Genomic DNA, 26,285 nt, shown 5'->3' on the forward strand with positions numbered 1-26,285 from the left:
AAAAAATTACCGCAGATTCACAGATTGAAACAAATTAAATCTGTGAATTTGCGGTTTATATTTTCTATTCAACTATAATTGTACGGATTTTCTGTTATGGTAATTGATTAAAATTTGATATTCCCGGCTATCTGTTGCAAAACAATCTCTGATATCTTGGCCTGAAATTTAGAATTACTGTTTCTGGCAATTGCATTAATATAATTTTCCTGTGCATTCCTAAATTCTATCGTTGGTACGGTTCCGATTTTGAATTTATCCAACGTGATTTCCATATTCTTTTTGGCTATAGCTTCATTACTTTCTTCCAATTTAGCCAATTCAACATTTGTCAAATACGTTTGATAAGCCGAAGCCAGTTGGGCATTTACAGTCTGTTTTTGCTGTTCCGCAACCAAGGCTGAGTTCTCAACCTGTAGCTTGGCTATTCTTTCATTTCTGTTTTGCGAAAACCCATTAAAGATTGGCATGGTTGCCGTAAGACCGTAATTTAATCCACGGCTTGAAGTTGCCGAGGTAAACCCTAAACTGCTTTCGGTTTCCACAAATGTATAACCTGTATTCAATCGTACTGTTGGATATCTTCCGGCTTTCGTTTGCTTTAAATCCAGTTCGGCGACTCTTTTACTGATCAATGCCAACTGTAGTTGCAAATTTTGCTTTTCGGTCATTGATTTCAATTCAGCCAATTGCAACTTATCATCTACAACCACTTCTTCCGTGACTTGAAAATTAGTAGTTAAATCTCTTGCCAATAATTCATTTAAGCGGATTTTGGTTGTTTCATAAAACTCTTTCTGCTTCAATAAAGTAGACGAATCCGTATTAAGGTCAACCTGCGCATTCAAGACTTCCAACTTGGCGGCTTTTCCAATCAAAAATCGGTTCTCAGCTGTTTTTAAACGTTGCTTCGAAATCACGATTGTAGTATCCAACGCTTTTATCAACTGTTGCTGCTGCACTAAATCATAGTACGTGGTCATGACATCACTAACCTTGGTCAGCACCATCAATTTCAACTGAACATCGCCTTGTTTTTCCAATTCTTTCAACTGGTCATAACGGGCAAACATTCTCAATCCGTCAAAAATCGTCCAGCCCAGACTCACACCATATTCCAAACGGTTATTTTTAGCATTGTCTCTTTCGGTCACCGTCCCGTTTGATTGGGTTTGTTTTGAATTTTGAATGCTATTGTTTTTAGTCAGCGAAGCATTAACTTCCGGCAGCATTCCCGCATTACCAATACTGTTATTTTCTTGATCAACACTCAACTCATTGGTCGCAATCTTGATATCATAATTATTTTTCAATGCAATCTGAACCGCCTGATCAACAGTCAAAACATCCTGCGCCATCAACTTCGGAACAAAAACAAGCAATGCTATCTGAAACAAAAATTTACTCATCAACTTATGCTTTTTCATACTGTTCTACATTATCAAATTCAGGTCGGTGTTTTCTTTCCCTTGACCACATTAAATAAATCGCCGGGATTACAAACAATGTCAATGCCAATGAAAACAAGGTTCCGCCCACAATCACAACTCCCATTCCTATCCTACTGGTAGAAGCCGCTCCTAGCGACAAAGCAATTGGCAATGCTCCTAACGCAATGGCTAAACTGGTCATTAAAATGGGACGCAAACGCGATTCGGAAGCTTCAATAATCGCTTCGTATTTCGATTTCCCTTGTTCACGTAACTGATTCGCAAATTCCACAATCAAAATACCGTTCTTGGTAACCAGACCAATTAACATCACAGTCCCAATCTGGCTGAAAATATTCCAGGTCTGACCAAATAACCATAACGAGAATAAAGCGCCGGCTACCGCCATTGGTACAGTCAAAATAATAATAAACGGGTCGATAAAACTTTCAAATTGAGCTGCCAAAATCAAGAAGATTAACAGCAATGCCAATCCGAAGGCAAAAGAGGTATTCGAACTACTTTCTACGAAATCACGGGATTCACCGCTCAAATCGGTTGTAAAAGTATCATCCAGTACCTTTTCTTTTATCCGTTCCATGGCATCGATACCGTCACCGATACTTTTACCCGGTGCCAATCCTGCTGAAACGGTCGCCGACATGTATCGATTGTTATGATACAATTGCGGAGGGCTGCTTTGCTCTTCCACATGAACTAAGTTATCCAACTGGATTAACTGGCCTTTATCGTTTTTCACAAAAATAGAAGTCAGATCCATTGGTGCGTTACGGTCTTTTTTATCAAACTGACCCATTACCTGGTACTGTTTTCCGTTCATCATGAAGTAACCAAAACGTTGTCCGCTCAAGGAAAGCTGAAGCGTTTGGGCAACATCAATAACCGAAACACCCATGCTTTGGGCTTTTTCCCTGTCGATGGTCACATATACTTCCGGTTTATTGAATTTTAAATTCACATCCGAATTCGAAAACGTAGGATCATTGGAAACTTCATCCATGAACTGTGGAATTTTCTCTTCCAGTTTTTTGAAATTTGGAGCCTGAATAACAAACTGAACCGGCAAGCCACCTCTTCTGTTCACTGCTATTGTTGGTGATTCTGAAACCGATACTTTGGCTTCTGAATATTGTTTGGTCCATTTCGTAAGTTTCTCAGCAATTTCCTTCTGTGCCTTACCTCTTTCATCCGGCTGTACCAAAGCAATTCTGGCCATACCGCTGTTCACCGAAGATGAACCGAATCCTGGCGAAGTCACAATCAAACTTACTTTTTTCTCCGGAATCGAATCGTTAATCAATTCGGTTAATTCGTTCATAAAACGATCCATATAATCGTAAGACGCACCTTCGGGAGCTGTTACACGCGCACTAAGAAAACTTCTATCGTCATAAGGCGCGGTTTCTTTCTGAAGCACATTAAAAAACAGATAAATCAATCCGAAACAAACAATCAATATTGGGAAACTCAACCATTTCTTTTTCATAAAACCGGTTAATGCTTCGGCATATCCGGAATTCATTTTTTCAAAAATCGGTTCAGTCAAATTATAGAATTTGGATTTTTTCTGTTCGCCGCCTTTCATCAAATACGCGTTTAACATTGGCGTAAGCGTTAACGATACAAAGGCAGAAATCAATACTGCCGCACCAATCACAACCCCAAACTCACGGAAAAGTCTTCCCACGAATCCTTCCAGGAAAATTACAGGTAAAAATACCGCTGCCAGTGTGATTGAAATCGAAATTACAGCAAAGAAAATTTCATTCGAACCTTTGATAGCCGCTTCAATAGGTGACATTCCTTCTTCTACTTTCTTGAATATATTTTCGGTCACAACGATACCATCATCCACCACTAATCCTGTTGCTAAAACGATAGCTAGAAGTGTTAATACATTTACCGAGAATCCGCACAAATACATAATGAAGAATGTAGCGATTAACGAAACAGGAATATCAATCAACGGACGGAAAGCAATAGCCCAATCCCTGAAAAACAAATAAATAATCAATACCACCAGTATTACCGAAAGCAACAAGGTTTCGGCTACTTCCAACACCGCTTTCTTCACAAAAACCGTATTATCGATGGCAATATTCAGTTTGAAATCTTTCGGCAAATCCTTTTGCAATAAATCGTACTGTTCGTAGAATTTTTCGGCAATATCCAGATAATTGGTTCCGGGCTGCGGAATAATCGCCATACCAATCATCGGCTGGCCGGAATCTGATAATTTAGTCTCCAGATTTTCTGCCTCTAAAGCTGCTTTACCAATATCACTGAAACGTACAATTTTGTCGCCTTCCGCTTTAATGATGATATTATTGAAACCTTCTTCGGTCGAAATGTTACCGATAGTTTTTACGGTCAATTCTGTATTGGCTCCTGTCAGTTTCCCCGAAGGCAATTCGACATTTTGCTTATTCAACGCCGAACGCACATCGGCTACCGTACATCCATATGAAGCCAGTTTATTCGGATCGATCCACAAACGCATGGCATACTTACGCATTCCCCAGATCTGTACACTACTCACACCCGGAATGGTTTGCAAACGCTGTGAAAGTACGTTATCGGCATAATCGGTTAGTTCCAATACATTTTTATTATCACTCTGAACGGTCATGGTGATAATAGGCTCCGAATCAGCATCTGCTTTCGAAACTACCGGCGGCGCATCAATATCCTGCGGTAAACTTCTCACGGCTTGTGACACTTTATCACGCACGTCATTTGCAGCTTCTTCAAGATTTTTATCTAAGTTGAATTCGATTGTGATGTTACTTCTTCCCGAACTGCTCGACGAAGAAATATTTCGGATACCGTCAATTGAGTTAACGGCTTTTTCCAAAGGTTCGGTAATCTGTGATTCGATGATATCAGCATTAGCACCGGAGTAGTTGGTCTGTACCGAAATTTGCGCCGGATCAATTGACGGGAATTCCCGGACTCCCAAAAAGGTATACCCGATAATCCCGAAAAGTATCAGCATTAAGTTGAGTACTATTGTTAAAACCGGTCTCTTGATGCTTAAGGTGGATAAACTCATAGCGATCTTAGTTTACATTAACTTTTACAGGCGTGTCATCTTTCAATGTCATTACACCGCTTGTTAAAACAGTATCTCCAGCCTTCAGACCCGTCAAGACCAATACATCTTTATCTGTTCTGGCACCGGTTTCAACCATGATTTCTTTCGCTTTTCCGTTAACCGAAACGAATACTTTTTTACCGTTTTGTACCGGAATCAAAGCTTCAGTCGGCACTAACAATGCATCATTGATATTCTCCAATGGTAATGATACGCTTGCAAATGTTCCCGGAATCAACTTCCCGTTCGGATTTTCTGCAATAGCACGCATTTTTAGGGTTCGGGTAGCTTCTTCTATTTCAGGCTCGATAGCATAGACTTTTGCGGAGAATTTGTCTCTTGATCCTGAAATGGTAAACGAAAGTGAAGTATTGACTTTCATCTGTGCCGCATATTTTTCAGGGATGGAAAAAGTGATTTTCACCTGACTGGTATTTACCAAATTTGCCACAACAGTTGTTGGTGTCACATAACTTCCGTTTGATATATATCGTAAACCTATTTTTCCTGAAAAAGGAGCTTTAACCGAAGTTTTGGCAATTTGCGCCTGAATCAGTTGGGTTTGTGCCTGTGCAGAACGGAATTCAGCACTGGCAATATCGTATTCTTCCTGGCTGATGGCTTCTTTTTGAAGTAATAACCTTGCTCTTCTTTCATTTTCAGAGGCCAACGTTTGTTTTGTTCTGGCTTGTGATAGTTGGGCACGGAGCTCGACATCGTTAATCTTGAATAACTGTTGTCCTTTTGAAACATAACTACCTTCCTTGAAATTGATACTTTGTACCACTCCGGAAACTTCACTTCTGACTTCAATTTGCTCGTTCGCTTCAATAGAACCCGAAAGTAATAAGTTATCTGAAAAAACCTGTGGCTTTAAAACAATTCCGGAAACTTTTGAAGGTTTTTTGTCGCCTCCTTCTTTACCTTTCCCTTTACCGTTTTCTTCATCTTTAGCGTTATTAGCTGATATTCTGTAGAATACCATTCCGCCTAAAACTACTGCCAACAGTAAATATACAATATGTTTAAATTTCATAATACGTGTGTAATTTTATGTCAATGTTGGGATTTATTAACAAAACTACTCGTTATTATTTACATGTCTGAATGATTAAATTTTATTTAACATTAATTTAGAACTATTAGACGGCTTCCAAAAAGTACATCACTGCAAAAAGAAATCTCCTTACTCAAGAAAGAAATTTGGTTACTACAGAAAGAAATCTTCTAACAGCGGAAAGAAAGTTTATAATTACAGAAAGGAATCTTCTAACTGCAGAAAGAAAACTGTTTATTGCGGAAAGAAATTTCTCAATTGCGGAAAGAAAACAGTTCATTGCAAAGAGAAATATGTCCATTGCGAAAAGAAACCAGCTAACTGCCGGAAGCAAACAAGACACTTCGAAAAGAAACATTTCAACTGCTAAACAAAAACTGCTTTGCAATTTTCATTATCGGGATTCAACTCCGTTGTTCCCGCAAAGCTCCGCTTTGAGAATAAAAAGAAGGGTAAAAAAACATTTCAAGCGAGCTTGATGTTTTTTTACCCTTCTTTTTATTCATTCGTGACCCCATCGGGATTCGAACCCAAATCATCAGAACCGGAATCTGATATTCTATCCATTGAACTATGGGGCCATTTCATGATTATCTTTTTTTAAGTCGGACTATCTGAAAATCCAACAATCTGATAATCTAACTTATGCTAAAAGTTTTTTAACAACATTTGAAATGGTTTTACCATCAGCCTGGCCTGCCAAAGCTTTTGAAGCTGCTCCCATTACCTGACCCATAGCTGCCATACCGGAGAAGCCACCGTCAGCAATAATCTTCGCTACTGCCGCTTCAACTTCAGCTTCTGATAATTGTGCCGGTAAGAATTTTTCAATTACTGCTACCTGTGCAATTTCCGGTTCTGCTAAATCAGGACGGTTTTGTTCAGTATAAATAGCAGCACTATCCTTACGTTGTTTTACTAAACGCTGTAATAATTTGATTTCTTCATCAGCTGACAATTCTTCTTTGGCGCCACTTTCGGTTTGCGCCAATAAAATAGCCGACTTGATTGCTCTTAAAGCTTCCAATGCAACTGTATCTTTAGCTCTCATGGCAGTTTTCATCTCATCCATGATTTGTGCAGATAAACTCATACTCTTCTTCTATCTTTTATAATGTAAAGCCAGATTTTTAACAAACCTAAACTTATACTCAAATTAATAATTCATTAAAAATCCCCGTTATCCGGAAATGCGATGCGAAGTTAAAAAAAATAACCCGAAAAATCCATGGAAATTTCGGGTTACAGTAATTTAGGTTCACGTTATTTAGTCAACATTATCATGAAGGAAAGAATTATTTGAACGCAACTGAATATCGTCGTTACTATCCAACCCTAAAGATAATCTTGATCTGTTATCCTCAATTGAATTATTTGTCACATCAATTCCCATACGTTTGTAAGCCGGAACTTTTTCATACTCATCAACACGGGCCGCATTATTATGGAATTTATAATTAAACTCCTTCATTTTTCGGCGACGCTCTTCAGCACGCATTTTCAATGAATCTTCGATAGACATTTCGGTTGGAGCAAAAGAATCATTCATCAATGATTGTTGTACAACAGGATTTTGATTTTCTACCTGCTTCACAGTAATATTCAACTCTGCCGGAGTAGGATCTACAACAGGTGTTTCTTTTTTAGCCTGCGCAAATTGATTTTCGACTTCCATGTACTCTTCCAGAGAATGACGGATAACACCGTTTTGATTCACTTCGGTTACCGGAACAAACTCAACCGCTTCATTAACTTTGATATCTTTGATTTCATTAGTCAAGTCAAAAATCAATCTATCGGTATTCACTACCGGCTCTTCAACTTTAGCTATTGGCAAGTCAAACGTAAAAGCGATTTGTTCAGGTTCAGCCACCACAAACTGCGGCTCAACAACTTCGATTTCTTTCACTTCAGGAGATGTAAAATAAAAATCATTTTCATTAACCTGATTAGGCGAAACGATTTCAAAAGTTACATCCAGATTTTTGATAAACTCTGTAGTTGGCACTAAATCCATGGTAAAATATGGCTCAACCAAATCAGGTGTTGCAATTTCATCTTCCAATGAAAATACAATTTTATCTTCAACAACCGGAGCAGGTGTTTCATTTACAATTGGCGCTACTGGAGCAGCCTGAGTCACAGGTTTAGAAAAATCAAAACCTTTTGCTTCAAAAGTCTGCGTCAGATTGTGTACCAATCGCTGCTCATCTTCTAAAGAATGGATGATTTTTTTTGGCTCTGTATTAACGATTTCCGCTTGTTGTTCTACACAAAAACCAGTTGCGATAATAGTAACCGCAATTTTATCCCCTAAAGTTTCATCTTCACCAACACCCATGATGATGTTAGCATTGAATCCTGCCTCAGCCTGAATATGGTCATTGATTTCACCAATTTCATCGATCGTAATTTCATTAGTACCTGAAACGATAAGCAACAATACGTTTTTGGCACCGGTAATTTTATTATCATTTAAAAGTGGGGAATCCAATGCAGAAACTATTGCTTCTTTTGCACGGTTTTCACCATCTGCCATTGCAGAACCCATGATAGCTGTACCCGAATTTGCCAAAACAGTTTTAGCATCCTTCAAGTCAATATTTTGGGTATAGTGATGTGTAATTACCTCGGCAATTCCGCGTGACGCAGTTGCCAAGACTTCATCAGCTTTAGAGAAACCTGCTTTGAAACCAAGATTCCCATAAACTTCTCTTAATTTATTGTTATTGATTACAATTAAGGAATCAACTTGTCTTCTTAATTTTTCAACCCCAAGTAAAGCTTGTTCCGTACGGATTTTACCCTCAAACTGAAACGGAATTGTTACAATCCCCACAGTCAGGATATCTCTTTCTTTTGCAAGCTGTGCAATTACAGGTGCTGCTCCGGTTCCGGTTCCTCCACCCATACCGGCAGTGATAAAAACCATCTTCGTATTAACATCGAGCATTTTCTCGATATCCTCAATACTCTCCAAAGCCGATTGTTGACCAACATCAGGATTAGCTCCGGCCCCCAGACCTTCAGTTAAATTAACCCCCAACTGAATTTTATTAGGCACTGGACTGTTTTGTAATGCCTGTGAATCAGTATTACAAACAATAAAATCTACCCCTTTGATACCTTGTTTGAACATGTGGTTGATCGCATTACTACCACCTCCACCTACTCCGATCACTTTTATCACGTTCGACTGGTTTTTAGGCAAATCGAATGCGATACTTCCAAATTCTGAGTTGCTTTCCATACTATTTGGTTTTTTACTTTGTGTTACTTCCGACAATACTGATTACTCTGCGTTGTCTAAAAAATCTTTTATTTTGTCTATATATTTATCAAAAAACGATTTACGGATCGTTCGTTCCGTTGTTTTGGTATCAGCCATTTTAGCTTCCTCCAAAACCTTTTCAGCTTCCTGTTGCAGCATTTGCTGTTCTTCAACCGTTGGCTGTTGTACCAAAACAGGTTCAGGAACATAATTTTCCTGAGGCACCGCACTAACAGTATTATTACGAACGCTGTTCATAACCAATCCCACTGCTGTAGCATATAAAGGACTTGATATTTCTTCATTCGAATTACCTGCCAGATGCTCATTAGGATATCCGATACGGGTATCCATCCCGGTAATGTACTCCACTAACTGCTTAATGTGTTTCAATTGTGACCCACCACCTGTCAACACGATTCCTGCAATTAGTTTCTTTCTTGGATCTTCATGTCCGTAAACTCTGATTTCACTGTAAACCTGTTCGATAATTTCCACAACACGTGCATGGATGATTTTAGAAAGGTTTTTCAAAGAAATCTCTTTTGGATCACGTCCACGCAAACCCGGAATAGAAACAATTTCATTGTCTTTATTCTCACCAGGCCAAGCTGAACCAAATTTGGTTTTCAGCAATTCTGCCTGTTTTTCGATAATGGAACAGCCTTCTTTAATATCTTCGGTAATTACATTCCCCCCAAATGGCACTACTGCCGTGTGACGTATAATTCCATCTTTAAAAATGGCTAAATCTGTTGTTCCACCCCCAATATCGATCAAAGCAACACCTGCTTCTTTTTCTTCCTGGCTTAAAACAGCATCAGCCGAAGCTAAAGGCTCCAGCGTTAATCCTGACAAATCCAGTCCGGCACTCTTGATACATCTTCCCACATTACGTATCGAAGAGGCCTGTCCTACCACAACATGAAAACTGGCCTCCAGTCTTCCCCCATACATCCCGATAGGTTCTTTAATTTCTGATTGCCCGTCGATTTTAAATTCCTGGGGCAATACGTGAATTATTTCTTCTCCCGGTAACATTGCCAACTTTTGAACCTGATTGATCAAAAGGTCAATATCCTTTTCACTGATTACCTCCTCCGGATTTGGCCTTGAGATGTAATCACTGTGTTGTATACTTCGGATGTGCTGGCCGGCAATACCTACCACCACATCTTTTATTTTAAACCCGGAATCTTCTTCAGCCAAAGCAATAGCCTCCTGAATCGATTGAATAGTTTGCGTAATATTATTTACAACGCCGCGGGCCACACCTAAACTTTTAGACTTACCAACGCCTAAAATCTCAAGTTTTCCATACTCATTTTTCTTACCTATCATAGCTACGATTTTGGTCGTACCTATGTCAAGCCCTACTGCTATTCTCTCTCTTTCCATACTTTATTCTTTTGTACAAACTACCTGTGTCGTAAACTTTAAATTGATGCTCTTATATGAACCAATCAAAGTGTCTTGTACAGCTTTTTGAAAAAATGCTTTATAGTTATTAAATTTTCTTTCCATATGAATGGTTCTTCCGAAAATAATATCATAACCATAATTCCTATTCTTCATAATAATGCTTCCGTCCTCCTGAATCTGCATTCCGATGATATTTTTTTTCAAAAAATCATCGTTATAGATCATCTGCAACAGCGATACGAAACCTTTGTTTTTGGCTGTATCAATTTGACCATAAACAAGAGGCACTCTAGCGCTAAAATTTGTTGAAAGTGGCATTTTACCCCCCTCATAATCAATATAAAAAGAGGTATTATTATTAAAAACACGCGCGATTGGGGACTTCTGTTTTACGACTGTTTTTAACTTACCGTCAACACTCACATATACCTCAGAATCTTCTATCAGGCTGTGTTTGTTAAGGGTTTGCTCTATACTCTTCAAATCTAGATTTTCTTTTTTAATCGTAGAAGCACCTCCAAATTTTTCTTTCAACAAGTTATTAACCATTTCGTGCGTAACAAATGGACTTTCAGCATTTAAAAATTCGATCTTCGGTTTCGAAATTTTCCGTTGTTCGTTTCTTTTTGAGGTAAACGAATACAAAAAAATGACCAATCCAAAAATCGCAATCAGCTGAATATTTAATAACCAATTTCTACGCATCTAATGCATTTTTAATTTCAGGAACCATTTCTCCTACATCGCCGGCACCAATGGTTACAATAACCGGTGCATCCGATGCTTTCAACAATCCAATCAGTTCATTTTTCTGAACCAATTTTTTATTTGGATTTTCAATTTTATCCAAGAGCCATTGTGATGTCACTCCTTCCATAGGCAACTCACGGGCCGGATAAATATCCATCAGCAATACTTCATCAAACTGCGACAGGCTTTTAGCAAAATCATCGACAAAATCGCGTGTTCTGCTAAATAAATGCGGCTGGAATACAGCCAAAACTCTTTTACCGGGATACAACTCACGCACCGCTTGATGCACGGCATTAATCTCGGTTGGATGGTGTGCATAGTCATCAATATACACAAACTCCGGTTTTCTGATTTGGAACGAAAAACGACGTTTTACTCCTTTAAATGTTGCTAACGCTTTAGCAATAGCGACGGTTGGGGTTCCGTACGTACTAGCCATTGCCAAAGCCAGCAACGCATTGGTTAAGTTATGCTTTCCTGGCAATCCAAATTTTATATCTTTTATCTCTTCGGTTGGTGTTGTAACATCAAACACATACCAACCGTCAATTATCCTAACATTATGTGCTACAAATTTTGAACCGTCATTTACTCCTACGGTAATCCCTTCCAAAGGCAACCCATTGATTACAAACAAATTGCTCTTATCCTCAACTTTATCCGCAAATTCCTGAAATGAGGCTTTGATAGACGCATCATCACCATAAATATCCAAATGATCCGCATCCATTGACGTGATGCAGGCCAAATTGGGGTGCAAATGTAAAAAAGATCTATCAAATTCGTCTGCTTCTACGACAGTAATTGTTTTACCGGTTCCAATTAAATTGGAATTATAGTTTTCAACAATTCCTCCCAAAAAAGCCGTAACATCAACTCCGCTTTCATGTAAAACATGCCCTAAAATACTGGAAGTCGTTGTTTTACCATGCGTACCGGCAACTGCAAAACAATAGGTATCTTTTGTAATTATACCCAAAACTTCAGCACGTTTTTTTACCACATACTCATTATCCAGAAAATAATTCCATTCCGAATGTGTCTTCGGCACGGCTGGAGTTATGATTACCAAGGTATTTTCTTTGGTAAAATCAGTTGGAATCTGACGGACATCATCTTCAAAATGAATCGCAATCCCACTTGCAACGAGTTCATCGGTAAGCATCGTTGGCGTTTTATCGTATCCTGTTACTTTTTTTCCGATAAATTTAAAGTAACGGGCCAAGGCGCTCATTCCGATTCCGCCTATACCGATAAAATAAACGTTATGTATCTGATTTAAATTCATTTTTTATCTAACTAATTTTACTATTTCGTCAGCAATCTGTTTTGTTGCGTCCGGCAAAGCCAATTTCTTTATGTTATCACTCAAAACCTGTTGCTTCCCTTCATCATTAATTAATCCATCAAAAACTACTTCAAATTGGGTATCCAATTCATTTTCCTTCATTAAAATTGCTCCGTTTTTATCAACTATTGCCTGGGCATTTTTAGTTTGGTGATCTTCAGCAACATTCGGTGACGGAATAAAAATTACCGGTTTACCCACAATAGCCAATTCCGACACTGAAGAAGCTCCTGATCTTGAAATAACTACATCTGCAGCAGCATAAACCAAATCCATCCTATCAATAAAAGCAAGTACCTGAACGCCTCGTTTTTCAGAAAATTGTTTGTACTCTTCAAAATACAATTTCCCGCATTGCCAGATGATTTGGAGATTTTGACCCACAAGCCAATCTATCTCTTTGGAAATTAACTGATTGATTCTTCTCGCACCTAAACTTCCACCTAAAATCAACACAGTTTTTTTTGAAGCATCCAATTTGAAATAATGAAGTGCTTCTTCCTTTTTATCTTCTACCGAAATCAGATCCTGACGGACAGGATTTCCTGTTAGTATCATATTTTCTTTTGGAAAAAACCGTTCCAAATTTTCGTAAGCGACACAAATTTTATTCGCTTTTTTGCTTAATAGCTTATTAGTAATTCCCGGATATGAGTTTTGCTCCTGAATTACAGTTGGAATTCCTAACATGGAAGCCACTTTCAAAACAGCTCCGCTGGCAAATCCTCCTGTTCCGATTACCACATCGGGCTTGAATTTTTTTATAATCCCAAATGATTTTGCCAAGCTCGACATTAACTTCAATGGAAACATGGCATTCTGTAATGTAAGCTTACGCTGTATTCCTGCAATCCACAAACCTTTAATAGAATATCCTGCCTGAGGAACTTTTTGCATTTCCATTTTATCACTGGCACCAACGAAAAGAATTTCTGCTTTTGGATATCTCGTTTTTAACTCATTTGCAATTGCAATTGCAGGATAAATATGACCTCCTGTTCCACCACCACTAATTATGAATCTTGGATTCTCCTTCATCTTTATTTATTTAAAACTGCATTCATCGGATTCGTTACATCTTCAATTGAATAACTTCCTTCCGCCTCACCTTCAATTATATTTTCTTCTGCTAATTCCCTATCTATAATCCTTTGCAAAACATCTTCCCTTTTTTGCTTCTCTATATTTTCCTGAGCAATTTCCTCTTCTTTTTTGGTCACATTCAAAATGATACCCAATGCAGCACAAGTCATCCAGATAGAAGTTCCCCCGCTACTGATTAAAGGTAATGTCTGACCGGTTGTAGGCAACAACTCGACTGCGACACCCATATTTATGAAAGCCTGAAAGATAATCGGGAAACCGAGGCCTGCGACGACTAACTTCCCAAACACCGTTGGGGCTTTATACGAAGCGATTACAAATCGAATAAACAAAATCAGATAAATCAGGATAATAAAAAATGCGCCCGCAAGTCCTAACTCTTCCACAATAATGGCAAAAATGAAATCGGAAGAAGATTGCGGCAAGAAATTTTTCTGTACACTTTTTCCCGGTCCTAAACCATATAACCCTCCTGAGGCAATGGCTGTTTTTGCTTTTTCGATTTGGTAATCATCTTCATCAGGTTCATCTGAAGTAAAATTTTCTATACGACTAATCCAAGTATCAACACGGTTTGGGAATGCATCAGGAAATGCTTTTACTAATAAAACGAAGAAAGCAAAAGACACAACTCCCATCGCTACAATAATCGCACTATTCCGAATGGGATAATTCCCCACAAAAGTCAACAACATAACCATTGAAAATATCAATGCCGTCGTTGAGAAGTTGGCTGGTAAAATCAAAGCCAGCGTAATAAACACTGGAATCCAGAGCTCAACAAACGACTTTTGAAAAGTCATATCCTCTATTTCCGTTTTCGAAAGGTAACGGGCAACGTATAAAAACAAGACTATTCCGGCAAATGCAGAAGGCTGAAACGTGATTCCTACAAAGGGCACCGATATCCAGCGACTGGCATTCGCACCATCAATCATCGTTCCCTTTAACATGGTATAAGCCAACAATATCCATGCTACTGGCAACAGTACCCTTGAGATACTTCTGAAATAATGGTATGGGATTTTCTGCACCTGAAACATAATCCAGACACCTGCAGATAAATGCACCAAATGCTTGATTAAATACACCAACGTATTACCGGTTCCGTGTTTTTGGTAAGCCAAATTACTACTGGCGCTATATACCGGAATAAACGAAATAAGAGCCAACAATGCCACCATTGCCCAAATTACCTTATCTCCTTTTAAATTATGTATTAACGTTTTCATTTATTTAGCTTTAAGCTCTATTAATTCAATATGATTGGCAAAAGCCTATAAATTTTGAACCGCCTGTTTGAACTGACGGCCTCTGTCTTCGTAATTTTCGAACAAATCGAAACTTGCACAAGCGGGTGACAATAAAACTGTATCACCTTTTTCGGCAATTTTATAAGCCTGCCTTACAGCTTCAGTCATACTTGACGCCTCCACCAATGTATCCACAACACCTGCAAAAGCTTCGATAATTTTCTTATTATCAATACCCAAACACACAATTGCTTTTACTTTTTCATTTACCAACGGCATCAATTCTGTGTAATCATTTCCTTTATCAACACCACCAACAATCCAAACCGTAGGTGTAGTCATACTGTCCAAAGCAAAGAAAGTTGCATTTACATTCGTCGCTTTTGAATCGTTAACATATTGCACATTCTGGATCTTAAGTACTTTTTCCAAACGGTGCTCCACACCTTGGAAATCAGACAAACTTTCGCGGATTGTCTCTTTTCTGATTTTCAAAAGTTGTGCTACTGTTGCTGCAGCCATGGCGTTTTTAACGTTGTGTTTTCCTTCTAATGATAATTGATTTGTTGGCATAACAAAAGGTTCTTTTGTGGTATTGATGTTAATATTGTTTTCTTCTAAAAAGGCTCCGAAATCAAGCGGTTTCGTTAATGAAAAGGGAACCAGTTTTGCTTTGGTGGTATTATTTTCCAGCCAATTTTTTATTGCTTCATCATCTGCATCATAAATCAGGTAATCTTCTTCAGTCTGATTCATGGTTATCCTGAATTTTGCAGCGATATAATTTTCGTATTTATAATCGTAGCGGTCTAAATGATCCGGGCTGATATTGGTTATGATGGCGATATGAGGTTTGTATGTTTCGATTCCGTCCAACTGAAAGCTGCTCAGCTCCAGCACATACGTATCATACTTTCCTTCCGCCACCTGCCATGCATAGCTTTTCCCAATATTTCCGGCTAAACCAACATTTAATCCACCTTGCTTCAACAAATGATACGTAAGCATTGTGGTTGTCGTTTTTCCGTTACTTCCTGTAATCCCGATTGTAACCGCATCGGTAAACTGATTCGTAAATTCAATTTCGGAAAGCACTGGGATGTTTGCTTTTTTTAGCTTTTTTACAATTGGTGCTTTATCCGGAATCCCAGGACTTTTCATCACCACATCAGCATTTAAAATCAGATCTTCGGTGTGTTTTTCATCTTCGAATTTGATCTTATGCAGCGATAAAACTTCTTTATAGTTATTTTTAATCTGACCGAAATCAGACACAAATACTTCGTACCCTTTCTTTTTTCCAAGAATTGCCGTTCCAACACCGCTTTCTCCTCCGCCTAAAACTACTAATCTCATATTATCTTAATTTTAGGGTTACAATTGAAACAATCGCCAGTAAAATTCCCACGATCCAGAAACGGGTCACAATTTTACTTTCATGATATCCTTTTTTCTGATAGTGGTGATGCAAAGGAGACATTAAGAAAATGCGTCGGCCTTCACCATATTTCTTTTTCGTGTATTTGAAATAAGCAACCTGTAATACAACTGACAGATTTTCGGCCAAAAAGATTCCGCAGATAACCGGTATCAACATTTCTTTGCGTACAGCGATTGCCAAAACAGCAATAACACCACCGATAGTCAAACTTCCGGTATCACCCATAAAAACAGCTGCCGGATAGCTGTTATACCATAAAAATCCTACCAATGCTCCTACAAAAGCCGCAATAAACACCGTCATTTCCCCGGAATTCGGGATAAACATGATATTCAGGTAGTTTGAGAAAATAATATTACCCGAAACAAAAGTGAATACGCCGAGAGCAATAACCGAAATAGCCGATGTACCAGCTGCAAGTCCGTCGATACCATCCGTCAGGTTAGCACCATTTGAAACAGCCGTAATGATAAAAATCACAATTGGGATAAATATCACCCAAGCCCAGTTTTCATATCCATCACCCATCCATGCCAATAATTCAGCATAATCAAATTCATTATTTTTAAAGAATGGAATGGTTGTAGCGGTTGATTTTTCTTCCAATGAAATTGGATTGATTGTATTTTGAACCGAATTCACAACGATTTTTGTAGGCTGAGATTCTTTGCGTACCGTAACACCGGGATGAAAATACAAGGTTGCCCCAACAATTACTCCAAGTCCGATTTGACCAATCACTTTGAAGATTCCTTTCAATCCCTGTTTATCTTTTTTAAACACTTTGATGTAATCATCCAAGAAACCGATTAATCCCATCCATAACATGGAAACAATCAAAAGAATGATATAAATATTATTCAGTTTAGCCAATAAAAAAACCGGAATCAAAGTCGAAAAAATGATAATGATTCCTCCCATGGTCGGTGTTCCAGCTTTTTGCGTCTGACCTTCCAAACCAAGTTCACGTACTGTTTCCCCGATTTGCTGGCGGCGTAAAAAACCGATTACCCTTTTACCATAAATAGTAGACAGCAACAAGGACATGATAATAGCCAAAGCTGATCTAAAAGTGATATACTGGAAAACTCCTGTTCCCGGAACATCCATAGTTTTATCTAAGTACTCAAATAAATAGTATAACATATCCTATTTTTATTTGTTAAGTTGTTCTAATATTTCTTTTACAATTTTCATATCGTCAAAATCATGGCGTACACCGTTGATTTCCTGATAGGTTTCATGCCCTTTCCCGGCAATCACAATGATATCATTTGCTTCTGCCATCTGGCAAGCCATTTTTATTGCTTGTTTTCTATCCACAATTGACACATATTTTTTGAAGTTTTCGGCTGAAACTCCGGCTTCCATTTCATTAATGATAACCTGCGGATCTTCGGTACGCGGATTGTCGGAAGTAATAATAACATTATCACTCAAGTTTGTTGCAATACCAGCCATCACAGGCCTTTTCGTTTTATCCCTGTCTCCTCCACAACCTACAACCGTGATTAATTTTTCATTTTTGGTTCTGATGTCATTAATCGTATTCAGTACATTTTCCAACGCATCAGGTGTGTGTGCATAATCAACAACAGCTGTAATTTTTCCGTTCGAAACAATATACTGGAAACGTCCTGAAACACTTTCCAATTCAGAAAGTAATCGTAACGCTTCAATTTTTTCAATTCCCAATTCAATCGCCACTGCATAAATTGCCAATAGATTGTAAGCGTTGAAATTACCTATCAGGCGAGTCCATACTTCCTGTTCATTTATTTTCAACTGCAATCCAGACAATTGGTTTTCAAGAATTATTGCTTTATAATCAGCATATGTTTTCAAGGCATATGTCAACTTTTTAGCCTGTGTATTTTGAAGCATTACACTTCCGTTTTTGTCATCTATATTGGTGATTGCAAAAGCCGATTTTGGCAAATGATCAAAGAATGACTTTTTCACATCCCGATATTCGGCAAATGTTGGATGATAATCCAAATGATCATGTGATAAATTTGTAAAGACACCGCCTCTGAAATGAAGACCTTCAGTACGTTTTTGGTGTATACCGTGTGAACTCACTTCCATAAAGCAGTATTCACAACCTTCTTCAACCATCTCATTCAGATAATGATTGATTGCAAGCGAATCTGGTGTGGTATGTGTTGCTTTATATTCCGTTTCATCAACCAAAATTTTAACCGTTGAGAGCAATCCGACTTTATAATCAGCCTTCTTGAACATTTGGTATAGCAAAGAAGCAATAGTTGTTTTACCATTAGTTCCCGTAACTCCTATTAATTGTAATTTTTCGGAAGGATTTCCATAAAAATTAGCTGCTAAAAATGCCAAAGCAGTATTCGTATCAGCAACCTGAACATAGGTAATTTGCGACAGAAGATTTTCCGGCAACGTTTCGCACACAACAACTGCAGCTCCTAAAGAAATTGCCTTATCTATAAATGCATGACCGTCTGAAACCGTTCCTTTGATTGCAACAAACACATCATCAGCCGTTATTTTACGGGAATCAAATTGAATGGCATTCACGATAACATCAGTGGAACCGTGAACCGATTCGATGCTGATTTTATATAATATGTCTTTTAACTTTTGCATTACGACAATTCGAGAATTATTGTATTATTTTTAATAAGAGGCTGTCCAGGAAGAATAGATTGTTTTTTTACTTTCCCGAAACCAATCACTTTAACTTTCATGTTCAGGTTTTCCAAAAGTGCCACGGCATCCATACCCGGCATTCCTTTCACATTCGGTATAACTTTCGGCTTATTGTTTACTTTATCGTTGTATACCTGATAATTCGTTTCCTGATTTTTAAATCTTTTCTTTAATGTCTTGATTTCATTTGTTGACGGGACATCGGTAAAAACCTTTTGGGCAATTCGTTTGAAAACCGGCCCTGCCACATCAGCACCGTAATAATTATTCTTCGATGTATTAGGTTTATGCACAACCACAATACATGAATATTTCGGATTATCTGCTGGAAAGTACCCAACAAATGAAGATGCATAATACACATGTCCGTCTCCTTTATGATAATCAACTTTTGCAGTTCCTGTTTTCCCGGCCATGGAAAAATCCTTCGAATATAATTTAGAAGCCGTTCCTTTTTTTACCACATTTTGTAAAACTGCACGAACTTTTAAAAGTGTTTTATCCGAGCATATCTTCGGATTAATGACCTGCTTATCAAATTTTTTAATCGTCTTATTCCATTCTTTTACTTCCTGCACAAACATCGGCTTTACCATTTCACCATTGTTAGCTACAGCATTATACAACGTTAATGTCTGCAAAGGCGTAACGGAAACTCCGTAACCAAATGCCATCCAAGGAAGAGAGATTCCGCTCCAGCCATTCTGGCCCGGTTGTGGTATTTTAGGAATACCCTCTCCTTTAAATGGTAACCCCAGAGGTCTATTTAACCCCAAATTGTTAACTCGGTCAACAAACTGTTTTGGATTGGTTTTATAATTTTCGTAAACGGCCTGAACTAAAACGGTATTTGAAGAAACCTCGAAGCCACGAGCCAAAGAAATTTTACCATATCCGCCTTCATGTGAATCACGAACATGGCGTCCTTTATAGACAATATCACCTCCTTTGGAATCGTATATTTTGCTTGTATCCACTTTTTCATCATCCAATAGCGCTATTAAATCTAATAACTTGAATGTAGACCCAGGTTCGTGGGATTCCCCGATCGCATAATTCACAGTCTCATAATAAGTACCGTCTTTACCTCTTCCTAAATTGGAAATAGCTTTCACTGCTCCGGTTTTAGTTTCCATCACCACCACACAACCATGATCAGCTTCATACTCCTCCAATTGCTTCAATAGAGCATGATGCGCAATATCCTGCACATACACATCAATTGTAGAAACAATATCATAACCGTCACGCGGTTCAACTTCGTTATTATCATGAATCGGCTTCCATTGCCCTTTCGCAATTTTCTGCTTTAGGATTTTACCGTCTTTACCGTTAAGAAACTGACTGAAAGCACCTTCAATACCCACCGGAAGCAATCGTCCTTTATCATCATAGCGTTCATAACCGATCGTTCTTTTGGCAATTTTACCTATTGGATGTTCCCTCACCGTTTCCTGTTCGGTAATAATACCTCCTTTGTAAGCTCCTAAATTAAATAATGGAAACCCCTTAATCGTCATATACTGCGTATAACTCAAATCACGGGCTACCATAAAATAACGGCTTTTGTTTGCTCTCGCTTTTCTAAACTCATTCAAATAGCCTGAACTCGATTTCCCAAGGAATGCTCCCAATGAATCAGAAAGTGGTTTGATAAACTTATCGAAATTCTCTTTAGTAGGAGCAACCGCATCAAAACGTATGGTATATTCAGGGATTGACGTCGCCAGTAAACTACCGTCTGATGAATAAACATTCCCTCTGTTTGCCGGAATAACAAAATTTTTAACTGTCCGTTCCTTTGCCAACTGACGGTAATAATCACCTTCCACCCACTGAATGTTCGTCAGCTTCACACCAACAGCAGTCACCATAATCAAAATGATTAAAGCAACCACATAAATACGATTCAATATGTTTCTGTTTTCTACTGCCATAGCTTATCCCAAGCTGATTTTTCTTTTGCTACTTTTATTTTTTTCGGAGGAACCGATGATGGAAATATTTCTTTTGCTTCCATCTTCAACGCAACGGTCGACTCCATCTTTATCTTCATTAATTCTGAACGGCGGTCTACAAATTCCGAACGTAATTCTTTTACTTCATTTGTTAACTCGGCGATTTTAAAAATTTTTTCTTCATAACTGTGTGTATTTGCAATCATGATTATTGCCAGAAAGATCAAAAACACAATAAACCGCCAGTTTTTTACCGCATCTTCATTCACCAGAAATCTGGCTTTCAACAAATTATACAACTTCCCTTTCATTATATTTTTTCAGCGATTCTCAATTTGGCACTACGTGCCCTGTTATTGATTTTGATTTCAGCATCAGAAGGAACAATCAACTTACCGATTGCCTTGAACGGAACTTCAAACCGTCCAAACATATCTCGCTCCGGCTCTCCTTCAAACATTCCGTTTTTAATGAAGCGTTTCACCAATCTGTCTTCAAGGGAATGATACGAGATCACACTTAATCTTCCTCCAGCATCCAAAATTTCAAGAGTTTGTTCCAAGAATTCCTTCAAAACTTCCATTTCCTGATTTACCTCAATACGGATCGCTTGGTAAATTTGTGCCAGAATTTTATTCGCTTTGTGAGCCGGTAAAAAACGAGCCAAAACCTGCTTTAGATCCTCAGTATTTACAATAGTTTCCTTTTCACGTGCTTCGATAATTGTCCGTGCTAAAGCCGGTGCATTTTTCAGTTCACCATATTCTAAAAAAATACGACGTAAATTTTTATCGTCGTATTCGTTCACCACCCGGTATGCACTTAATTCATTTTTCTTACTCATGCGCATATCGAGTCCGGCGTCGAATCGCGTTGAAAAACCACGCTCAGGAACATCAAACTGATGGGACGAAACCCCCAAATCACCTAAGATTCCATCTACTTTTTTAATGCCGTAAAAACGGAGAAATCTTTTAATATATCTGAAATTTTCTTTTATCAGCGTAAATCGTTCATCCTGTATTTCATTCGCCCAAGCATCTTCATCCTGATCGAATGCAAACAATTTTCCGTTTGGTCCCAAATGGGATAAAATTTCACGGGAATGTCCGCCACCTCCAAAGGTTACATCCACATAAACCCCATCAGGCTTAACATTCAAGCCTTCAACCGTCTCCTTCAATAATACCGGATTATGATATTCCATCTAAATCATCGTTTATGTTACCCATTACTTCTTCAGCCAAATCTGCAAAATCAACATCTGCATCATCAATAGCTTTTTCATACAAATCCTTATCCCAAATCTCAACGATATTAACCGCCGAAGACAACACTACGTTACTTGCAATTGAAGCAAAAACAGCCAAGTCTTTAGGAACCAACAATCTTCCTGTCGAATCAATTTCAACCATACGCACACCAACCGTAAATCGTCTGATAAAATCATTGTGCTTCTTGTTGAATCGATTAAGTTTGTTGATTTTTTGCATCATCAAATTCCATTCTACCATTGGATACAACTCCAAACATTGCTGAAAAACAGATCGTTTTAAAACGAATCCGTCCTGCAACGAAGAAGCCAACTGATTCTTCAAAGCCACAGGTAACATCAACCTGCCCTTCGCATCAGCCTTACATTCATATGTTCCAATGATGGTATTCAATGAGTTACACTTTTTGCATGATAATGTACAAATGTAAAAAATAATTTACCACATTTTACCACAAATTACCACTTTGTTAATAAGTTTTACACTTTTAAAACCAAAAAAATCTGAAACAAATTGATTTTATTAGCTTTTTGAAAGTGGGAGGAAATTTCACAATATTTCCGATTATTAACATTAATGCAAATATCTTTTAAAATTCAAACACCTTAATAAATCGTAAAAAACTACACTTCAGTCAATTAAATAGCAGAAAGGGCTATTCATCAATTTCTATACCCTTATTTGTTTTAAAATATTCTATATTTGTGAATTGATAGACAAACCAAACAGAGAAGAGATAGTGGAGAACTTAATAAAAGACGGTAAATACGAATACTTTGAAGCCGGAGAAGGAACCCCGATTATTATATTACACGGATTAATGGGCGGATTGAGTAATTTTGACGGAGTTGCCAACTACTTTCCACAGAGAGGATACAAAGTTGTCATTCCCCAATTGCCTTTATACACACAAAATATTTTAAAAACGAACGTAAAATCTTTTGCAGTTTATGTAAAGAATTTCATGGATTACAAAAAATTCGACCGGGCTATCCTTTTAGGAAATTCACTTGGCGGGCATATCTCATTGTATTTCACAAAAATGTACCCCGAAAGAGTTTGCGGTTTAGTAATCACAGGAAGTTCAGGCTTATATGAAAGTGCAATGGGAGACAGCTATCCAAAACGCGGCGACTACGAATACATCAAAAAGAAAGCCGAAGATGTGTTTTACAACCCTGAAATTGCAACCAAAGAAATCATTGACGACGTTTACAACACGGTGAATGACCGTGTAAAACTGATAAAGACTTTAACCATTGCCAAAAGTGCCATCAGACACAACATGGCAAAAGATTTACCTAAAATGCATGTCCCAACCGGAATTATCTGGGGAAAACAAGACAAGGTTACACCACCTGATGTAGCTGAAGAATTTCACAGATTATTACCAAATTCAACATTATACTGGATAGACAAATGTGGTCATGCCGCCATGATGGAACATCCAGATGAATTCAACAGAATTCTTGGCGAATGGCTTGAAAATAAAGCAGAACATAAAGAATAAATCAAGTCCCCCTAACCCAAACGTTAGGGGAATTTTTATAAAATAAAGAGCAATGAAAATCAACACTGCCGAATTTATCATCAGTAATTCGATCGTAAGCAAATGCCCACAGGAACGCATACCTGAATACGCTTTCATCGGAAGATCAAATGTAGGAAAATCTTCCCTGATCAATATGCTGACCAATCATAAAAATTTAGCCAAAACATCTGCAAGACCGGGAAAAACTCAACTAATAAACCACTTCAAGATCAACAACAACTGGTTTTTAGTAGATTTACCAGGTTATGGATACGCCCGCGTTTCCAAGAAAACAAAAGAAGTATTCCAAAAATTCATCACTGATTATTTTGAAAAAAGAGAACAGTTAGTTTGCGCATTTGTATTAATAGACATCCGTCACGAAGCACAAAAAATCGATCTTGAATTCATTACCTACCTTGGCGAAACACAGGTTCCTTTTTGTATTATTTTCACCAAAGCCGATAAAATTTCAAAAGGAAAAATAGAACAGCATGTTGCCGCTTACCGCAAAGCTTTACTAGCCAATAACTGGGAAGAAATGCCCCAATATTTTGTCACTTCATCTTTGGACGTAATTGGCAAGGAAGGAGTTTTAGAATACATAGATTCCGTAAACCAGGAAATATTCAAAAACAACGACAATTTCATATAAAAAAAAGGCCTGAATTCAGGCCTTTTTTTTTAATTATATGTTTTCAATTCGGTAGTCATAAAACCGGCATCTTCTTTTATCTGTCCGATTTCGTCATGCCAGAAAATATGAGAGTCATTTATAGTCTTTGAATTTGTATATTTAAAAACCTTACAATGAAACGTTCCTGCCGGCACGGTAATCAACGAATCCATATCAATCACTTCATGCGTAATAACAGCATTATCAGTAGGTCTGGTAATCTGCCATGTATCTCCCAAAGCCGCTCCTTTTTTATAAATTTTTGAAAAATAGTCTCCGTTATTATTTGAGTCTGTCAACAAAAAATCCCCTTTCTGCTTCCATAAATCAGTTGCTGAATTAGTCAGATCCCCTGAAGGATTATATATTTTTCTACTAACCAAAAATCCTGATCCGTTACATTCGCCTATTGCAAAACTTATCGTCCCGGCTTCCATTCCAAATTGGGTAACATTTACGGTAAAAGATTTCCCTGTCTGTACAAAAGGAATATCCGACACACAATTTTCACCTGAAGATTCCCCTCCGTCACTACTACATCCAACACCAATAAACAAAGTAAAAGCAGCAACTAATTTTGTAATTTTTTTCATGAATTATTTTTTGACGCGAAGATATATATATCACTATTCTTCGCTCTTCAATTCTAATTTTTCAGCAAAATAATCGCAGAAATCACGCATCGTTGCACTCATCTTTTCGTCAGCAGTAGCTCTTTCAAAAGTATCTGCCATAGCAACCAAAGTCTGATGAAAGAAAACCTTCATTTCATCGACCGGCATATCTTTTGTCCAAAGATCAATACGCATGGTTTCTTTAGCATTGCTGTCCCAAATATTCAACATAATTGCTTTTGCCTCTTCATTTTCAACACCACCATCTTTGGCGGTCCAATGCAATTTTTCGGGAACATGATTTTCGTCAAGCGAAATTTCGAATAGTATATCTGAAGTTTTTGTAATTGCCATTATTTAGCGGGTTTATATTTAGATTTTTGAAATATTTCTTTAGCATCCAACACCATCATTTTCTGTGCCGGAATATCATTATTTTCCATAAATGACCTAACAATTTGCCATCCTAGCCAAACACCAATTCTGGAAGGTGTATCTTTATCATTATCCATTCCGAATTTTGAAAAAGGGCCTGGTGCAATAAAATTTTGTATTAATTTCTGATCTGGGCTATATAAATAATTCTGTTCAACAAAATACTTCCAAACCTCCACATCATTCTCTTCACACCATTTAATCTCTTCTGCTGTATAACAGATTTTATCCTCATCAGTAACCTCAGGCAAGAACATATCTTTCATGTACATTTGCTTTCCGGCAAAAATAATCTGTGATAAAAAATCACGTTCTGTTGGCGGTTTAATCTTTCCGAAAGACAATTGATCCACAACATCCGGAAGCATTTGTCCTTCTTCAAATGTTTTTTTAAGATACTCAGGATATTCATAAACCCAACTGTCTTTTCCTAGATACATTTCCAATGAAATAATCAAAACATTTTTATCACGGTCATAAATAACTTTTTGTTCCGGATCAGCATTGTTGATCATTGTATAAATCTTCGGAATTTTTGTGCTCGGATAATAAAACTGAACATATTTGAACAATTTTTCGATTTCTTCTTTTTGTTTATCGAAATTATCGTAACGCTTTTCAACTTGCTGATATAATTTGCGCCACATCGGATCAGAAATCGACTCAAGCAAAGCCTGTTCCTGTTGTGGAGTCATGCTTTCCGGAAAAAATTGGGGATATTGCGCTTTTAATTTTGGAAAATCCTGGGGCTTTGTTTCGAAAAACACCTTGTCATAACGTACAATTTCTACATTTAGTGGTTTTTCTTCAGCTTCTTCTTTAATCTTGTCGTTCTTTTTACAAGAGACAACTGCCAGAATCAACAATGAAAAATATAAAATTTTCTTCATCAAATTAGTGTTTAGCATCTCAAACGAAATG

At 37.8% G+C, this 26,285-nt stretch carries 22 protein-coding genes and 1 tRNA gene; 2 read left to right on the top strand and 21 right to left on the bottom strand.

What is annotated here, in order from left to right:
• Positions 1 to 107: 107 nt before the first annotated feature.
• The 18 genes from NAT51_RS04235 to NAT51_RS04320 all read right to left on the bottom strand — a co-directional run bounded on the left by NAT51_RS04235 (position 108) and on the right by NAT51_RS04320 (position 22,501).
• The gene (locus NAT51_RS04235; protein ID WP_250595681.1) at positions 108 to 1,427 is read right to left on the bottom strand and encodes a TolC family protein; all 1,320 of its coding nucleotides are present in this window, start codon (positions 1,425 to 1,427) and stop codon (positions 108 to 110) included.
• Positions 1,414 to 4,503, bottom strand: coding sequence for an efflux RND transporter permease subunit (locus NAT51_RS04240; protein WP_250595683.1), 3,090 nt, complete (start codon positions 4,501 to 4,503; stop codon positions 1,414 to 1,416). The genes NAT51_RS04235 and NAT51_RS04240 overlap by 14 nt, the downstream gene beginning before the upstream one ends.
• A 7-nt stretch (positions 4,504 to 4,510) precedes the next feature.
• Entirely contained in the window at positions 4,511 to 5,581 is a 1,071-nt protein-coding gene (locus tag NAT51_RS04245; protein ID WP_250595685.1) for an efflux RND transporter periplasmic adaptor subunit, read from the bottom strand.
• Positions 5,582 to 6,111: 530 nt separating this feature from the next.
• Positions 6,112 to 6,183: transfer RNA gene (locus tag NAT51_RS04250), tRNA-Arg, on the bottom strand.
• Between the two features lie 62 nt (positions 6,184 to 6,245).
• Entirely contained in the window at positions 6,246 to 6,695 is a 450-nt protein-coding gene (locus NAT51_RS04255; protein WP_250595687.1) for a GatB/YqeY domain-containing protein, read from the bottom strand.
• Between the two features lie 174 nt (positions 6,696 to 6,869).
• Positions 6,870 to 8,852 carry a cell division protein FtsZ gene (gene ftsZ / locus NAT51_RS04260; RefSeq protein WP_250595689.1) on the bottom strand — a complete coding sequence of 661 codons (1,983 nt, stop codon included), beginning with the start codon at positions 8,850 to 8,852 and terminating at the stop codon, positions 6,870 to 6,872.
• Between the two features lie 42 nt (positions 8,853 to 8,894).
• Positions 8,895 to 10,271: a cell division protein FtsA gene (gene ftsA, locus NAT51_RS04265; RefSeq protein WP_250595691.1), complete on the bottom strand. Its 1,377-nt coding sequence runs from the start codon at positions 10,269 to 10,271 to the stop codon at positions 8,895 to 8,897.
• A 3-nt stretch (positions 10,272 to 10,274) separates the two neighbouring features.
• Entirely contained in the window at positions 10,275 to 11,000 is a 726-nt protein-coding gene (locus tag NAT51_RS04270; RefSeq protein ID WP_250595692.1) for a cell division protein FtsQ/DivIB, read from the bottom strand.
• Entirely contained in the window at positions 10,993 to 12,336 is a 1,344-nt protein-coding gene (gene murC, locus NAT51_RS04275) for a UDP-N-acetylmuramate--L-alanine ligase (protein WP_250595694.1), read from the bottom strand. Before murC ends, NAT51_RS04270 begins: the two co-directional genes overlap by 8 nt.
• A gap of 3 nt (positions 12,337 to 12,339) precedes the next feature.
• Complete coding sequence (gene murG, locus NAT51_RS04280) at positions 12,340 to 13,434, bottom strand: undecaprenyldiphospho-muramoylpentapeptide beta-N-acetylglucosaminyltransferase (RefSeq protein WP_250595696.1); 1,095 nt, start codon at positions 13,432 to 13,434, stop codon at positions 12,340 to 12,342.
• A 2-nt stretch (positions 13,435 to 13,436) separates the two neighbouring features.
• Positions 13,437 to 14,732, bottom strand: a complete 1,296-nt coding sequence (locus tag NAT51_RS04285) for an FtsW/RodA/SpoVE family cell cycle protein (protein WP_250595698.1) — start codon at positions 14,730 to 14,732, stop codon at positions 13,437 to 13,439.
• 45 nt (positions 14,733 to 14,777) lie between these two features.
• Positions 14,778 to 16,109 carry a UDP-N-acetylmuramoyl-L-alanine--D-glutamate ligase gene (gene murD, locus NAT51_RS04290; protein WP_250595700.1) on the bottom strand — a complete coding sequence of 444 codons (1,332 nt, stop codon included), beginning with the start codon at positions 16,107 to 16,109 and terminating at the stop codon, positions 14,778 to 14,780.
• Between the two features lies 1 nt (position 16,110).
• Complete coding sequence (gene mraY, locus NAT51_RS04295) at positions 16,111 to 17,340, bottom strand: phospho-N-acetylmuramoyl-pentapeptide-transferase (RefSeq protein ID WP_250595702.1); 1,230 nt, start codon at positions 17,338 to 17,340, stop codon at positions 16,111 to 16,113.
• 9 nt (positions 17,341 to 17,349) lie between these two features.
• On the bottom strand, positions 17,350 to 18,813 hold the full coding sequence (locus NAT51_RS04300) for a UDP-N-acetylmuramoyl-L-alanyl-D-glutamate--2,6-diaminopimelate ligase (RefSeq protein ID WP_250595704.1): 1,464 nt from the start codon (positions 18,811 to 18,813) through the stop codon (positions 17,350 to 17,352).
• The gene (locus tag NAT51_RS04305) at positions 18,813 to 20,813 is read right to left on the bottom strand and encodes a penicillin-binding protein (RefSeq protein WP_250595706.1); all 2,001 of its coding nucleotides are present in this window, start codon (positions 20,811 to 20,813) and stop codon (positions 18,813 to 18,815) included. The genes NAT51_RS04300 and NAT51_RS04305 overlap by 1 nt, the downstream gene beginning before the upstream one ends.
• Complete coding sequence (locus NAT51_RS04310) at positions 20,804 to 21,145, bottom strand: FtsL-like putative cell division protein (protein WP_250595708.1); 342 nt, start codon at positions 21,143 to 21,145, stop codon at positions 20,804 to 20,806. The genes NAT51_RS04305 and NAT51_RS04310 overlap by 10 nt, the downstream gene beginning before the upstream one ends.
• On the bottom strand, positions 21,145 to 22,041 hold the full coding sequence (gene rsmH, locus NAT51_RS04315) for a 16S rRNA (cytosine(1402)-N(4))-methyltransferase RsmH (protein WP_250595710.1): 897 nt from the start codon (positions 22,039 to 22,041) through the stop codon (positions 21,145 to 21,147). The genes NAT51_RS04310 and rsmH overlap by 1 nt, the downstream gene beginning before the upstream one ends.
• On the bottom strand, positions 22,028 to 22,501 hold the full coding sequence (locus NAT51_RS04320; protein ID WP_250595712.1) for a division/cell wall cluster transcriptional repressor MraZ: 474 nt from the start codon (positions 22,499 to 22,501) through the stop codon (positions 22,028 to 22,030). Before NAT51_RS04320 ends, rsmH begins: the two co-directional genes overlap by 14 nt.
• Positions 22,502 to 22,847: 346 nt before the next feature.
• Between NAT51_RS04320 and NAT51_RS04325 the strand changes: the two genes are divergently transcribed.
• A complete protein-coding gene (locus NAT51_RS04325) occupies positions 22,848 to 23,618 on the top strand; it encodes an alpha/beta fold hydrolase (RefSeq protein WP_394799682.1) in 771 nt (256 codons plus the stop codon).
• A gap of 52 nt (positions 23,619 to 23,670) precedes the next feature.
• Positions 23,671 to 24,294: a ribosome biogenesis GTP-binding protein YihA/YsxC gene (yihA, locus tag NAT51_RS04330; protein WP_250595715.1), complete on the top strand. Its 624-nt coding sequence runs from the start codon at positions 23,671 to 23,673 to the stop codon at positions 24,292 to 24,294.
• Positions 24,295 to 24,323: 29 nt separating this feature from the next.
• Here the strand turns inward: yihA and NAT51_RS04335 are convergent, their stop codons facing one another.
• The 3 genes from NAT51_RS04335 to gldB are packed head-to-tail and all read right to left on the bottom strand — an operon-like array spanning position 24,324 to position 26,254.
• On the bottom strand, positions 24,324 to 24,908 hold the full coding sequence (locus NAT51_RS04335; RefSeq protein WP_250595717.1) for a hypothetical protein: 585 nt from the start codon (positions 24,906 to 24,908) through the stop codon (positions 24,324 to 24,326).
• Between the two features lie 33 nt (positions 24,909 to 24,941).
• Complete coding sequence (gene gldC, locus NAT51_RS04340) at positions 24,942 to 25,283, bottom strand: gliding motility protein GldC (RefSeq protein ID WP_250595718.1); 342 nt, start codon at positions 25,281 to 25,283, stop codon at positions 24,942 to 24,944.
• A complete protein-coding gene (gldB, locus tag NAT51_RS04345; RefSeq protein ID WP_250595720.1) occupies positions 25,283 to 26,254 on the bottom strand; it encodes a gliding motility lipoprotein GldB in 972 nt (323 codons plus the stop codon). The genes gldC and gldB overlap by 1 nt, the downstream gene beginning before the upstream one ends.
• Positions 26,255 to 26,285 lie beyond the last annotated feature (31 nt).

Origin of the sequence: Flavobacterium amniphilum, from assembly GCF_023634845.1 — a bacterium.
GTDB classification, from domain to species: Bacteria; Bacteroidota; Bacteroidia; order Flavobacteriales; family Flavobacteriaceae; genus Flavobacterium; species Flavobacterium amniphilum.